Source organism: Streptomyces pseudoechinosporeus (assembly GCF_054783935.1).
In genome coordinates, this window is sequence record NZ_BAAGPS010000013.1 from 45925 (window position 1) to 59625 (window position 13701).

Sequence of the window (13701 nt, forward strand, 5' to 3'; positions counted from 1 at the left end):
GGGGGCGTCCGGTGCCCTCACCGGCACCGGACGCCCCCGGACACGTACAGCCGCCTACTCCCCCTCGTACGCCTCCACCAGCTCCCTGCAGCGCTTCACGTCCTGAGCCATCGTCTCCAGCAGCCCCTCAATGGAGTCGAACTTGGCCTGCCCGCGGACGAAGGCCAGGAAGTCGACCGCGACATGCAGGCCGTACAGGTCGAGTCCGACGCGATCGATGGCGTACGCCTCGACGGTCCGCTCCGTGCCCTCGAACTGCGGGTTCGTGCCGACGGAGATCGCGGCGGGCATGGCCTCGCCCTGCGCGTGCAGCCAGCCGGCGTAGACGCCGTCGGCGGGGATCGCGGTGTGCGGGAGTGTCTCGACGTTGGCGGTCGGGAAGCCCAGCTCACGGCCGCGCTGGGCGCCGCGTACGACGACGCCCTCGACGCGGTGCGGGCGGCCGAGGATCTCGCGCGCGCCCTCGACGTCGCCCTCGGCGACGAGCCGCCGGGTCAGCGTGGAGGAGAAGGGCTCGCCGCCGCCCGCCGCGCCGGTCACGTACAGGTCGACGACCTCGACCTCGAAGTCGTACGTCTTCCCCTGCTCGGTCAGGAACGCCACGTTCCCGGCGGCCTTGTGGCCGAAGCGGAAGTTCGGCCCCTCGACGACGGCCTTGGCGTGCAGCTTGTCGACGAGGACCTTGACGACGAAGTCGGCGGGCGAGAGCTTCGAGAACTCGGTGGTGAAGGGCAGGATGAGCACGGCGTCGACACCCAAGTCCGCCATCAGCTCGGCGCGGCGGTGGTGCGGGGCGAGCAGCGGCGGGTGGCTGCCGGGGCGCACGACCTCGCTCGGGTGCGGGTCGAACGTCACGACCACGGACGGAACGCCCAGCTCACGCGCCCGCTCCACCGCATGCCGGATGATCAGCTGGTGCCCCCGGTGCACGCCGTCGTACGAGCCGATGGTGACGACGCTGCGCCCCCAGTCCTGGGGGATGTCCTCCAAACCACGCCAGCGCTGCACTGTGACCGCTCCTCGTAGAACCCGTGTCCGTATTGGCTGCGTACCGATCGCCTCATACGCAGGTCTCTCATACGCAGGTCCCAGGGTGCCATGCCGCACCCCCTCGCCCCGCATCGGCATGGGCCCTGTGACGGGCCGCACGCCGCCGATTCAGCACCGGTCAGCCGAAGACGGCCAGGCTCTTCGCCTTGCCCTTCTGCTCCTCCACCAGCGCGAGAACCCGCCCCTCGGGATCGAACACCCCGACGGCGCCGGCCCCCGCGTACACCTCGGGCATCTCGAGCCGCACCCCGTTCGTCAGCAGCCGCGCCCTCTTCGCGTCCACGTCCCAGCGCGGGAACGCGGCCGCGGCCGCGGCCGCCAGCGGCATCACGGTCAGCTCCTCCTGGAGCTGGTCGAGCGTGCGCGCGGAGTCGATCTTGTAGGGGCCGACGCGGGTGCGGCGCAGCGCCGTCAGATGGCCGCCGACACCCAGGCCGGCACCGAGGTCGCGGGCCAGCGCACGGATGTACGTCCCCGAGGAGCAGACCACCGAGACGACCAGGTCCAGTACGGGCGTACCGTCCTCGGCGACGGCGTCCCGGACGTCGTACACGGAGAAGGAGGAGACCGTGACCGGCCGGGCCGGGATCTCGAAGTCCTCGCCCTCGCGGGCCCGCTTGTACGAGCGCACCCCGTCGATCTTGATGGCGCTGACCTTGGACGGCACCTGCATGATGTCGCCGGTGAGCTTGGCGATCCCGGCGTCGATGGCGTCCCGGGTGATCCCCGAGGCGTCCGCGGAGGCCGTGATGTCACCTTCGGCGTCATCGGTGACGGACGTCTGCCCGAGCCGGATCGTGCCCAGGTACTCCTTCTCGGTCAGCGCGAGATGGCCGAGGAGCTTGGTCGCCTTTTCCACGCCGAGGACGAGGACGCCCGTCGCCATGGGGTCGAGGGTGCCCGCGTGTCCGACGCGGCGGGTCTTCGCGATCCCGCGCATCTTGGCGACCACGTCGTGCGAAGTGAAGCCCGACGGCTTGTCGACGATGACCAGGCCGTCGGGCGTGCGGTTCTTCTGGGTCATGCCGGGGCGTCGCCGTCCGTCTCTGCCGTCTCGTCCTCTTCGCCCGGCTTCTTGTACGGGTCCGCGTCACCCGCGAAGCTGGCGCCGGCCGAGACCTCGCGCACCTTCGCGTCCGAGGCCCGTGCCTTGTCGAGCAGGTCCTCGATGGTCTTGGCGGTGTCCGGCAGGGCGTCCGCCACGAAGCTCAGGGTCGGGGTGAACTTCACGCCCGCCGCAGCCCCGACGGCCGAGCGGAGCACGCCCTTGGCGCTCTCCAGGCCGGCTGCCGCCGCCGCCCTCTCCTCGTCGTCCCCGTACACCGTGTAGAAGACGGTCGCCTCCCGCAGATCCCCGGTGACCCGGGTGTCCGTGATGGTGACGTGGGAACCGAGCCGCGGGTCCTTGATCCCGCGCTGCAGCTTCTGGGCCACCACCTCTCGGATGAGGTCCGCCAGCCTCTTAGCCCGCGCGTTGTCGGCCACTGGTCCGTCTCCCTCTTTCTTGCCTGTTGCGCGTATCCGCGCGTGCCGCGTGTGTCCGCGTGCACAGTCCATCGTCGTGCACGGTCAGTCGTCGTCACCGTGCAGCCGCCGTCGTACGGACAGCAGCTCCACCTCCGGCCGGCCGGCGACCATGCGTTCGCACCGGTCCAGTACGTCCGTCAGATGCCCCGTGTCTCCCGAAACCACCGCCAGCCCGATCTCGGCCCGCCGGTAGAGGTCCTGATCGCCCACTTCCGCCACGCTCACCGCGAACTTGCGCTGGAGCTCCGCCACGATCGGCCGGACGACGGAACGCTTCTCCTTCAGCGACCGTACGTCGCCGAGGAGCAGATCGAAGGACAGAGTCCCCACGTACATGTGTGTATCCGGATGTCCCGCCGGTACGGGGTAGATGACCCGCCAAGCTCTTGGCAGGGACGTCGAGAACGGTACAACGGGGGGCCGGGGTGGCTCGACGGGGTTTTCGCCCCCGCCGCCCTTACCCGTCCCATCCTGGGGCCAGACCCCGGAACCCCGCTGGAGGCTGCGCCCCAGACCCCACCAGGGGCTGCGCCCCTGGAACCCCTTCGGGGCTTCGCCCCGGACCCCGTTTCGGGGGCCAGCCCCCGGACCCCCGGTCCTCAAACGCCGGACGGGCTGATTTCAGCCCGTCCGGGGGCACCTCCCAGCGGTAGCTGGGGGAGTTTGAGGACGAGGCCGCCAGGCCGATACGGGGGTCTGGGGGCGGAGCCCCCAGGAAACGGGAAGGTTGGCCGGCGGAACCCCGCCGGCCAACCTCAGGCACCCGTGTTACCCGCGGGGCTTCTCCCGCATCTCGTACGTCGCGATGACGTCGTCCACCTTGATGTCGTTGAAGTTGCCGAGGTTGATACCGCCCTCGAACCCTTCGCGAATCTCGGTGACGTCGTCCTTGAAGCGACGCAGACCGGAGATGGTGAGGTTCTCCGCGATGACCTTGCCATCGCGCAGCAACCGCGCCTTGGTGTTGCGCTTGACCTCGCCGGAGCGGACCAGCACACCGGCGATGTTGCCCAGCTTGGACGAGCGGAAGACCTCGCGGATCTCCGCCGTGCCGAGCTCGACCTCTTCGAACTCCGGCTTGAGCATGCCCTTGAGGGCCGCCTCGATCTCCTCGATGGCCTGGTAGATCACCGAGTAGTAGCGGACGTCGACGCCCTCGCGCTCCGCCATCTGCGAGGCACGGCCGGCCGCGCGGACGTTGAAGCCGATGACGATGGCGTCGGAGCCGGTCGCCAGGTCGATGTCCGACTCGGTGACCGCACCCACACCACGGTGCAGGATGCGGATGTCGACCTCTTCGCCGACGTCGAGCTGGAGCAGCGAGGACTCGAGAGCCTCCACCGAACCGGACGCGTCGCCCTTGATGATGAGGTTGAGTTCCTGCACCAGACCGGCCTTGAGGGCCTCGTCCAGGTTCTCCAGGGAGAACCGGACACCCCTGCGGGCGAAGTTGGCGTTCCGCTCACGAGCGGCACGCTTCTCTGCGATCTGACGGGCCGTACGGTCTTCGTCGACGACGAGGAAGTTGTCGCCGGCGCCCGGGACGTTGGTGAGACCGAGGACGAGGACCGGGGTCGAGGGACCCGCCTCTTCCACGTTCTCGCCCTTGTCGTCGAGCATCGCGCGGACACGGCCGTACGCGTCGCCGACCACCATGGTGTCGCCGACCCGCAGGGTGCCTCGCTGGACCAGGACGGTCGCGACGGCGCCGCGGCCACGGTCGAGGTGGGACTCGATCGCGATGCCCTGCGCGTCCTGCTCCGGGTTGGCCCGCAGGTCGAGCGAGGCGTCCGCGGTGAGGACCACGGCCTCCAGCAGGCTCTCGATGTTGAGGCCCTGCTTGGCGGAGATGTCGACGAACATCGTGTCGCCGCCGTACTCCTCGGCCACCAGACCGAACTCGGTGAGCTGACCGCGCACCTTGGTCGGGTCGGCGCCCTCGACGTCGATCTTGTTGACCGCGACCACGATCGGCACACCGGCCGCCTTGGCGTGGTTCAACGCCTCGATCGTCTGGGGCATCACACCGTCGTTGGCCGCCACCACGAGGATCGCGATGTCGGTCGACTTGGCACCACGGGCACGCATGGCGGTGAACGCCTCGTGACCCGGGGTGTCGATGAAGGTGATCCTGCGCTCTTCTTCGTTGACCTGGGTGGCGACCTGGTACGCACCGATGTGCTGCGTGATACCGCCGGCCTCGCCCGCGACGACGTTCGTCTTGCGGATGGTGTCAAGGAGGCGGGTCTTACCGTGGTCGACGTGACCCATGACGGTCACGACCGGCGGACGCGGCGCGAGGAACTCCTCGCCGCCCTCGTCCTCGCCGAACTCGATGTCGAAGGACTCGAGCAGCTCGCGGTCCTCCTCCTCCGGGCTGACGATCTCGACGACGTAGTTCATCTCGCCGGCGAGCAGCTGGAGGGTCTCGTCGGAGACGGACTGCGTGGCAGTGACCATCTCGCCGAGGTTCATCATCACGGCGACGAGCGACGCCGGATTGGCGTTGATCTTCTCCGCGAAGTCGGTGAGGGACGCACCGCGCGACAGGCGGACGGTCTGTCCGTTGCCGCGAGGCAGCATCACGCCGCCGACCGACGGGGCCTGCATGGCCTCGTACTCCTGGCGCCTCTGCCGCTTCGACTTGCGACCACGACGCGCCGGACCGCCGGGACGACCGAAGGCGCCCTGCGTGCCACCACGGCCACCGGGACCACCCGGACGACCGCCGAAGCCGGGACGGCCACCGCCGCCACCGGGACCACCCGGACGACCGGCGAAACCGCCGCCGCCGCCACCGGGACCACCCGGACGACCGGCGAAACCGCCACCGCCGCCGCCACCGGGACGACCGGCGAAACCGCCGCCGCCACCAGGACGACCGCCGCCACCGCCACCGGGACGACCGCCGCCACCAGGACCGCGGCCACCGGGGCCACCGCCGCCGGGACGCGGGCTACCGGCAGCCGGACGCTGCGGCATCATGCCGGGGTTCGGACGGTTGCCGCCGGGGCCGCCACCGGGACGCGGAGCGCCACCGGGACCACCCTGCGGACGAGGCATGCCGCCCGGAGTCGGACGGTTGCCGCCGGGGCCGCCACCGGGACGCGGAGCGCCACCGGGACCACCCTGCGGACGGGGACCACGGTCCTGGCCCGCGCCCTGGGGACGCGGAGCGCCCGAGGCACCAGGGCCACCGGGACGCGGTGCACCGCCCGGACGGGGCGCCTGCGGGCGCGCCATACCGGTGGAGCCACCAGAGGTGAACGGGTTGTTGCCCGGACGCGGGCCGGCCGGACGGCCGCCCGGACGCGAGCCCTGACCACCCGGACGCGGAGCGCCCTGACGGTCACCGCGGTCGCCACGGCCCTGGCCACCCTGGGCCGGACCGCCCGGACGGGCACCCGGCTTGGGGGCACCGGGACGGGCGCCACCCGGACGCGGACCCGAGGGAGCCGCGGGACCCGAGGGAGCCGCGGGACCCGAGGATGCCGCGGGTGCCGTGGGAGCCGACGGAGGTGCCGTGAACTCGGGCGCGGCCGGAGCCGGAGACGCCGGAGCGGGCTTCGGCGCGGGCGGCTTGGGACCCGGCGTCGGACGCGGACCCGGAGTGACCGGTCCGCCGGCCGGAACCGTGGGCTTCTCCGCGGCCGGCGGCTTCGGAGCCGGCGGGCGCGGGGCAGCCGGACGTGCGGCCTGCGCCGGAGAGGGGGTGGCCGGCTTGGCGGGCGCGGCCTTGCGCGGGGCGGGCTTGCCGCCGCCGTTGCCCTGCTGGAGGGCGTCAGTCAGTTTGCGTACTACGGGCGCCTCGATCGTCGAGGACGCTGAACGGACAAATTCACCGAGTTCTTGGAGCTTGGCCATGACGACCTTGCTCTCAACCCCGAACTCCTTGGCGAGTTCGTATACCCGGACCTTAGCCACTTCGCTCCTTTTAGGTCCGGGTTGCGTCCGGACCGTCGCTACTTCATGGGCGTACTCATCGCGTACTCATCGAGTGCTCATCGCAATCTCGACCTGCTTTCGACTCGCGAGGTACCAGGGCCGCAACGGGGTTCCGTGCGACACGTCTTACGGTGTTGCCTTCTCGGCAACGGTCTTCTCGACAGCTTGGCGCAATGCCTCCGTGTCGAGCGGTCCCTGGGCACGCAGCGCCCGGGGGAACGCCCGGCGGCGGACCGCCAGATCGAGACAGACCAGGGCGGGGTGTACATAGGCACCCCGGCCGGGCAGCGTACCGCGATGATCGGGGACACACTCGCCCTCGATCGCCACGATGCGCAGCAGATCGTCCTTGGCCGCTCGCTCCCGGCACCCCACACACGTGCGCTCAGGGCATGCTCGGGCGGGCGTCCGGCCAGACACAATCAAGTCTACCTCCCCGCACCGACCTCACCCCTTTGGGGCAAGAATCGAACGGTTGCCGCGTATAAAACTGTCGTGATCTCAGCGACCGGGAGGCGTGATCTATTCCCCTCGCTGGTCCCCGGCCTGCTCACCGGTCTGTTCCGTGTCCGGACGGATGTCGATCCGCCAGCCGGTCAGCCGGGCGGCGAGCCGGGCGTTCTGCCCCTCCTTGCCGATGGCCAGGGACAGTTGGTAGTCGGGCACCGTCACGCGCGCGGAGCGGGCGGCGAGGTCGACGACCTCGACCTTGGAGACCCGTGCCGGGGAGAGCGCGTTGGCGACCATGTCGGCCGGGTCGTCGGACCAGTCGACGATGTCGATCTTCTCACCGTTCAGTTCGGCCATGACATTTCGCACACGACCGCCCATGGGCCCGATGCAGGCACCCTTGGCGTTCAGGCCCGAACGGGTGGACCGGACAGCGATCTTCGTACGGTGTCCCGCCTCCCGGGCGATGGCGGCGATCTCGACGGACCCGTCGGCGATCTCCGGCACTTCGAGGGCGAAGAGCTTCTTCACCAGATTGGGGTGCGTCCGGGAAAGCGTCACGGAGAGCCCACGGACACCCTTCGCCACCCGGACGACGTACGACCTCAGCCGCATCCCGTGCTGGTACGTCTCGCCGGGAACCTGCTCCTGCACCGGCAGGATGGCCTCCAGCTTGCCGATGTCCACGAGTACGTTCTTCGGGTCGCGGCCCTGCTGGACGACGCCGGTGACGATGTCGCCCTCGCGGCCCACGTACTCGCCGAGCGTCGCGTCGTCCTCGGCATCGCGCAGGCGCTGCAGGATGACCTGCTTGGCGGTGGTGGCGGCGATGCGGCCGAAACCGGTCGGGGTGTCGTCGAACTCGCGGGGCTCCTGGCCCTCTTCGAGGTCCTCGGGGTCCTCCTTCGCCCACACGGTCACATGGCCGGTCTCGCGGTTGAGCTCCACGCGCGCGTGGCGACGGCTTCCCTCGGTGCGGTGATACGCGATGAGGAGGGCCGATTCGATCGCTTCGACCAGCAGGTCGAAGGAGATCTCCTTCTCCCGTACCAAGCCCCGCAGGGCACTCATGTCGATGTCCACGGCTACGCCTCCTCTTCCTTCTTGTCCTTGCGGCTGAACTCGACCTGGACGCGCGCCTTGGCGATGTCCTCGAAGGCGAGCCTTCTGGCAGTGGCCTTGCGCCCCTTCACACCGGGCACTTCGAGGTCCACGCCCTCGTCGTCCACCTCGAGGATCCGGGCGAGAAGCTCGCCACCCTCGGTCAGCTGGAACTTCACCAGCCGGCTGGTGGCGCGTACGTAGTGACGGTGTTCCCTGAGCTCGCGCTCCGCACCGGGGGTTCCCACTTCGAGGGTGTACTCGCCCTTGCCCATCGCGTCCGTCTCATCGAGCTTCGCCGAGAGCACGCGGCTCACATCGGCGATCTGGTCGAGGTCGGCACCTTCGTCGGAATCGACGACGACGCGCAGCACACGCTTACGTCCGACCGAGTCCACTTCGATCTCCTCGAGATCGAGTCCCTGAGAGCTGACGAGCGGTTCCAGCAGTCCTCGCAGCCTCTCGCTCTGGGTGGTGCTCATCCGGGTGACTCCTCGGCCGCGTGTGCTGTTGTGGGTAGGTCGCGTGTCAGGTCAAAGGGTATCGGGTCCAGGAGGGTGTTGCGTTCCACCGGCATCACCGCGGGTTACCTTGATCCGGGGCAGGCGCACCCGGAGCTCCGGTCGCCGCCCTTCCTTTCGTACGAGCCTGCCGAGGACGTCTGCCTTGTCGTTCACCCTGCCGTCGCGCTCGCCCTCGGGGCCGCGCCGAAGGAGCCTGCTCGCCTCAGCCGCCGGTGCGGGCGCCGCGCTGCTCACGGGCTGCTCCGCCTCCGACTCCTCCTCCGAGACCACCCAGGAGAGCTCTTCCGCCGCCGATCGGGCACGCGCGCGTGCGGCACGCGACAGCGAGGGGCTCGCGGCGCGGTACGAGGCCGTGCTCGCCGCACATCCGGCGCTGGCGGCGCGGTTGTCGCCGCTGAGGGCGGAGGTCGTACGGCATGCGGAGGCGTTCGGGGGCGGGAGGCGGGCGTCTGCCACCCCCAGTGCCTCGGCTCCTTCGTCTCCGACTGCTTCCGAGAGTGCTGCGGCCTCCAGTGTTCCGGTCCGCGAGGAGGACGCCCTCGCCGAACTGGCCTCGGCCGAGCGGGCGTTGGCGGACCGGCGTACGAAGGCGCTCGAGGAGCTGCCGGGAGAGCCGGCGCGGCTGCTGGCCTCGGTGGCGGCGGCCGGTGCGGTGCACGTGTACTTGTTGACGGAGGGCAGGAAGTGAGTGGGGCCCAGAGTTCCGGGGATGCGGAGGCTTCGGCCGAGTTGAAGGCCGTGCAGGCCGCGCTGCGTGCCGAGCATGCCGCGGTGTACGGGTACGGGGTCGTGGGCGGAAAGGCGGGCGAGGAGCGGCGGGCTGAGGCGCAGGCGGCGTACGACGCGCATCGGGCCCGGCGCGACGCGCTCGCGCGGGCTGTGCGGGACCTGGACGGGAAGCCCGAGCCGGCGGCTGCCGCGTACGCGCTGCCGTTCCCGGTGACCGACGCGGACGCGGCTGTGCGGCTCGCCGTCGAGTTGGAGGAGCGGGTGGCCGGTGTGTACTCGGATGTCGTACGGGCCGCCGGGGGTGCGCGGCGGCGCGATGCCGCTCAGGCCTTGCGGGAGGCGGCAGTGCGGGCGGCGCGCTGGCGTGGCGGGAGCGTAGCCTTCCCTGGTCTCGCCGAGCGAGCCGCCCCGGCCGCGGCGCCGACGACACCCCGCACGTAACAGTCGTTCACGTCGAGCACGTCGGAAGGGAACACTCGCGTATGGCTTTCGAACCGCCGCAGCGGCTCGTCAGGGCGCTCGGCGAGACGGCACCGGCCGGTGACGACTGGCTGGAGAAGCTGCCCGAGGCGGCTCAACAGGCCGTCGCAGTACGCGAGTTGACCGTGGAGCGGGTGCAGGTGCCCGGCGGGCGCAGCAGTCTTGTGGTGCTGGTGCGGCTGCCGGACGGGACCCCCGCCGTCCTCAAGCTCGCGCCGCCGCGAGCGCGGCCGGAGAGCGAGCGGGCCGCGCTGGCGCACTGGGACGGGCGGGGCGCGGTACGGCTCCTTGAGTCGCCCGGCCCCTCCAGTCCCTCTGGGACCGGGGGTGTGCTGCTTCTGGAGCGGTTGCATCCCGATGTGTCCGTGCGGTCGTTGCCCGAGGCGAAGTCGATGCTGGAGGCGGCCGGGACGTTGCGGCGGCTGTGGGTCGAGCCGCCTGCCGGGCACGGCTTCGAGACCGTGGCCGAGCGGACGGGGCGGCAGGCGGAGGCGATGCGGGCCGACGCCGACGCGGAGGCGCTGCCGCTGGTCGACGCGGCGCTGGGGGCCCGCGACGAGCTGCTCGCGGCTCCGCCGGAGGCGCGGCTGCTGCACGGCACGTTCCGCCAGAGCAAGGTGCTCGCCGGCGAACGCAGTCCCTGGCTGGCCGTGGGGCCCGATCCCGTCGTCGGCGAGTGCGCCTTCGACCTGGCCCGCCTGGTCCGCGATCGCGTCGAGGACCTGATCGCCTCGCCGTCCGGCCCGGCGACGACCCGCCGCCGGGTCAAGCGCCTGGCCGAGTCTTTGGACGTGGACCAGGAGCGGTTGCGGGGGTGGACGCTGTTCCGGGCGGTCGAGTCGGGGGTGCGGGCTCGGCGGGTGGGGCGGGGCCAGGACGCGGAGCTGTTGCTCGAGTTCGCGGGGTGGTTGTAGAGGGTGGTGGATGGCCGTGGGGTGTTTTCGCCCCCCGCACTTAGCGCTAGGGCAGGAGCTGCTCGGTCCAGATGCATTTGCCGTTGGAGAGGTGGCGGGTTCCCCAGCGTTGTGAGAGTGCGGCAATCAACTGCAGGCCGCGGTTGCCTTCGTCGGTCTCAAGTGCGCGGCGAATGTGAGGGGTGGTCAGGCTGCCGTCGGTAACCTCGCAGATGAGCGAGCGGCTGCGGATGAGGCGCAGTTGGACGGGGCCTCTCGCATGACGGATGACATTGCCGACGAGCTCGCTGGCTATCAGCTCTGTGGTCCAGACGAGGTCGTCCAGATGCCACTCGGTGAGCTGATGTCGTACGTGGTCGCGGGCTTGGCCTGCGGCGATCGGATCCTCGGGAAGCTCCCAGAACGCCACGTTCCCAGCGGCGAGAGCGTGGGTGCGGGCCACGAGCACCGCAGTATCGTCGCTGGTCTGCTCCTTGGCAGGGACGAGAGCAGAAATGAGCGCGGTGCACAGCTGGTCGAGGCGCCGGGCGTCGGCATCCCGGTCGGCTGTCGTGGCGCCGAGATCGCGCTCATTGGGCATCTGGGCGTTGGTGAGCGCCTTGGCCAAGTGGGCCATGCCGCTGTCGATGTCGCGGGACGCGGACTCGACCAGGCCGTCGGTGTAGAGCACGATCAGGCTTCCTTCGGGCACCGTCAGCTCCACAGTCTCGAAGGGTGGCGTGGCCGCGCCGAGCGGCGGGTTTTGAGGCAGCTGCGGGAAGTGGACGGTGCCGTCGCGCTCGAGGAGGGCAGGTGGAGGGTGCCCGGCGCGGACGATGGTACAAACCTGGTTGGCGGGGTCGTAGACCGCGTACAGGCAGGTGGCGTAGAAGTCATCGCCAAGGTCGCTGACCAGGTCATTCAGGTGGGAGAACAGCTCGTCGGGGGGTAGTTCCAGTCCCACCAGTGTGTGTACTGCGGTGCGCAGGCGCCCCATGGTGGCGGCTTCGGACAGTCCGTGGCCCATGACGTCTCCGATGACGAGCGCGACTCGCTCGGCAGACAGTGGGATGACGTCGTACCAGTCGCCGCCGACCTCCAGACCCTCGGTGGCCGGCACGTAGTGGGCCGCGGCGGTGACGGCGGGGAGGGAGGGCAGGACCAGCGGGAGCAGGCCGCGCTGCAACTCCTGGGAGCGGGTGTGCTCTGCGTCGTACAGGCGGGCCCGTTCCAGGGCTTGGGCGACCAGCCCGCCGAGCGCGGTCAGCAGGGCCCGGTCCTCCTCGCTGAACCGGCGCGGTCGTGAGAAGGAGATGACCAGGCAACCGACGGGACGGCCGGAGACGATCAGAGGCAGGAACGCCCAGGCATTCTTCCCTCCCGAGAACGCGAGGTCGGCGACCTCCGGGTAGCGGTCGCGGAACTCCCGCCTGGAGAGGAGGTACTGCGGGGCGCCGTGGTGGACGGCGTCACTGACTGGGGTGTGGTCGGACAGGCTCATCCTGTCGGGAAAGTTGTCCAGGAATTCCTGGGAGTACCCGGCGCTTCCCGCCACCCGGAGGCTCTCGCCGTCCACGAGCTGCACAAACAGGCCGGTGGCACCGACGAGGGGCAGGACACGCTCTGCCACGGTATCGACGACGTCGCTCACAGCGACCGCCTCGGCCAGCGCCGCGTTGAGGCGCCCGATGTACGTGGTGCGCTGGGCGGCGGCGCGCTGTGCTGCCGCACGCTGCTCGTCCGCCAGCCGCTTCTCGGTCACGTCGGTGAGGTACACCGTCACACCGTCCGGCGAAGGCACCAGACGCAGGTGGTACCAACGCCGGTTCGTCGGCCGCTGGACGTCGAAGCCGGTCGGAGCGCCCGCGGCGGCGGCCTGTCGGCAGCGGTCCTCCAGACCGGGGACTTCGATACCGGGAACGTCCCACAGGACGCGGCCGAACAGCTGCTGCGAGGGGCCGAGGAGGCGCTCGGCGTGGAGGTTGACGAACTCGATCCGCCAGTCGGCATCCACCGTGAGGAAACCGTCGCTCATGTGCAGCAGGGAATGGGCGACCGAATCCAGCGCCGCCCGCTTCTGGGTCGTGTCCCACACGGTGCCCATGAAGTGAGCCGGCTCGCCGTCCTCTCCGAGGACGACCTGGGCGCGGGCCTCTATCCAGACGACACTGCCGTCCGGCCGGCACAGCCGGTACTCCGCCGCGTACTCGCCGCGCTGCCGGATGGCCTGCTCCACCGCGGCAACGACGCGCGGCAGGTCGTCCGGGTGGACGAGCCCCACAACGGTGTCGACCCGCCCGTCGAAGGTCTCCGGGTCGATGCCGAGTATGGCCATCGTTGTCTCGTCGTAGACCACGTCGCCGGTGCGGAGGTTCTGGTCCCAGGTACCGACGCGGACCGCCTCGCGTGCCTGCTGGAGCCGGGGCCCGGCCAGGTGTTCCGCGTTCCACCAGGCAGGGTTGAGGCTGCCGGTGGTGGGAGCGGGATGTGCCAGACGCTCGCACACCCACCGTGCGAGCGCCTCGAGGAAGTCCCGCTGCGTGACCGAGGGAACCCCGGACACGGTCACGACCGAGAGCACTCCGAGCGAGCTGCCCTCCGCGGCGAGCAGCGGTACGGCCGCGATCCCGGTACCGACAGGAAGGGCGCGGGCCTGCGTGTCCGTCGTGGGCAGCCACACGAGCGTGCCGTCCCGCAGGGCCCGGATCGGTGCGGTCTCGTCCTGCCAGCCGAGGGTCTCCCAGTGCTGGGCGAATTCCCGGGGCAGTCCGCCCGTCGCTGCCAGGTGCAACGGCCGGCTGTCACCGGGTATGCGCAGGTGCACCATGCCACCCAACCCACCGAGGTCAGCCACCGCGTGATGCAGCGCGAGCTGCAGCGCCTCTGCCTGGGTCTGCCCCTCGCCCGTATTCCTGAGTACGCGCATCCGGGCGGCTTCCGGCGCCTCCGCCGCTGTCGGCGGAGCCTGACCGAGCTGTTCGTTTCGGGCCATATGGATCACA

12 protein-coding genes are annotated in these 13701 nt (G+C 70.6%); 3 read left to right on the plus strand and 9 right to left on the minus strand.

Translation table 11 applies throughout. From position 1 onward, the window contains the following. Positions 1 to 54: 54 nt before the first annotated feature. The 8 genes from ACYVO6_RS20445 to rimP form a co-directional block, all read right to left on the minus strand. Complete coding sequence (locus tag ACYVO6_RS20445) at positions 55 to 1008, minus strand: bifunctional riboflavin kinase/FAD synthetase (protein WP_352368006.1); 954 nt, start codon at positions 1006 to 1008, stop codon at positions 55 to 57. A gap of 160 nt (positions 1009 to 1168) precedes the next feature. Beyond that, the gene (gene truB, locus ACYVO6_RS20450) at positions 1169 to 2074 is read right to left on the minus strand and encodes a tRNA pseudouridine(55) synthase TruB (RefSeq protein WP_461063077.1); all 906 of its coding nucleotides are present in this window, start codon (positions 2072 to 2074) and stop codon (positions 1169 to 1171) included. After that, positions 2071 to 2535 (minus strand): 30S ribosome-binding factor RbfA, encoded by a 465-nt coding sequence (rbfA, locus tag ACYVO6_RS20455; protein ID WP_461063079.1) that lies wholly within the window; start codon positions 2533 to 2535, stop codon positions 2071 to 2073. Before rbfA ends, truB begins: the two co-directional genes overlap by 4 nt. Before the next feature lie 84 nt (positions 2536 to 2619). After that, positions 2620 to 2913, minus strand: a complete 294-nt coding sequence (locus ACYVO6_RS20460; RefSeq protein WP_033326870.1) for a DUF503 domain-containing protein — start codon at positions 2911 to 2913, stop codon at positions 2620 to 2622. A 432-nt stretch (positions 2914 to 3345) separates the two neighbouring features. Continuing rightward, positions 3346 to 6501, minus strand: a complete 3156-nt coding sequence (gene infB / locus ACYVO6_RS20465; protein ID WP_461063082.1) for a translation initiation factor IF-2 — start codon at positions 6499 to 6501, stop codon at positions 3346 to 3348. 147 nt (positions 6502 to 6648) lie between these two features. Beyond that, positions 6649 to 6942 carry a YlxR family protein gene (locus ACYVO6_RS20470; protein ID WP_461063120.1) on the minus strand — a complete coding sequence of 98 codons (294 nt, stop codon included), beginning with the start codon at positions 6940 to 6942 and terminating at the stop codon, positions 6649 to 6651. A 102-nt stretch (positions 6943 to 7044) separates the two neighbouring features. Next, complete coding sequence (gene nusA / locus ACYVO6_RS20475; protein WP_033326875.1) at positions 7045 to 8055, minus strand: transcription termination factor NusA; 1011 nt, start codon at positions 8053 to 8055, stop codon at positions 7045 to 7047. A 2-nt stretch (positions 8056 to 8057) separates the two neighbouring features. Next, positions 8058 to 8555 carry a ribosome maturation factor RimP gene (rimP, locus tag ACYVO6_RS20480; protein ID WP_461063084.1) on the minus strand — a complete coding sequence of 166 codons (498 nt, stop codon included), beginning with the start codon at positions 8553 to 8555 and terminating at the stop codon, positions 8058 to 8060. 184 nt (positions 8556 to 8739) lie between these two features. Between rimP and ACYVO6_RS20485 the strand changes: the two genes are divergently transcribed. From ACYVO6_RS20485 to ACYVO6_RS20495, 3 genes are read left to right on the plus strand one after another with little or no spacing between them, the layout of a single operon-like run. Then, complete coding sequence (locus tag ACYVO6_RS20485; protein WP_461063086.1) at positions 8740 to 9285, plus strand: hypothetical protein; 546 nt, start codon at positions 8740 to 8742, stop codon at positions 9283 to 9285. After that, positions 9282 to 9767, plus strand: coding sequence for a ferritin-like domain-containing protein (locus tag ACYVO6_RS20490; protein ID WP_461063088.1), 486 nt, complete (start codon positions 9282 to 9284; stop codon positions 9765 to 9767). Before ACYVO6_RS20485 ends, ACYVO6_RS20490 begins: the two co-directional genes overlap by 4 nt. A gap of 41 nt (positions 9768 to 9808) precedes the next feature. Next, positions 9809 to 10720, plus strand: coding sequence for an aminoglycoside phosphotransferase family protein (locus tag ACYVO6_RS20495; RefSeq protein ID WP_461063090.1), 912 nt, complete (start codon positions 9809 to 9811; stop codon positions 10718 to 10720). 46 nt (positions 10721 to 10766) lie between these two features. On the opposite strand, the gene ACYVO6_RS20500 is transcribed toward ACYVO6_RS20495, so the two are convergent. Next, positions 10767 to 13691, minus strand: a complete 2925-nt coding sequence (locus ACYVO6_RS20500; RefSeq protein ID WP_461063092.1) for a SpoIIE family protein phosphatase — start codon at positions 13689 to 13691, stop codon at positions 10767 to 10769. Positions 13692 to 13701: the final 10 nt, after the last annotated feature.

What these genes read in the sequence shown, in the direction of transcription:
- truB (WP_461063077.1), bottom strand. Translation starts at nt 2,074, where the DNA reads ATGACCCAGAAGAACCGCACGCCCGACGGCCTGGTCATCGTCGACAAG.
- ACYVO6_RS20460 (WP_033326870.1), bottom strand. Translation starts at nt 2,913, where the DNA reads ATGTACGTGGGGACTCTGTCCTTCGATCTGCTCCTCGGCGACGTACGG.
- rimP (WP_461063084.1), bottom strand. Translation starts at nt 8,555, where the DNA reads ATGAGCACCACCCAGAGCGAGAGGCTGCGAGGACTGCTGGAACCGCTC.
- ACYVO6_RS20495 (WP_461063090.1), top strand. Translation starts at nt 9,809, where the DNA reads ATGGCTTTCGAACCGCCGCAGCGGCTCGTCAGGGCGCTCGGCGAGACG.
- ACYVO6_RS20500 (WP_461063092.1), bottom strand. Translation starts at nt 13,691, where the DNA reads ATGGCCCGAAACGAACAGCTCGGTCAGGCTCCGCCGACAGCGGCGGAG.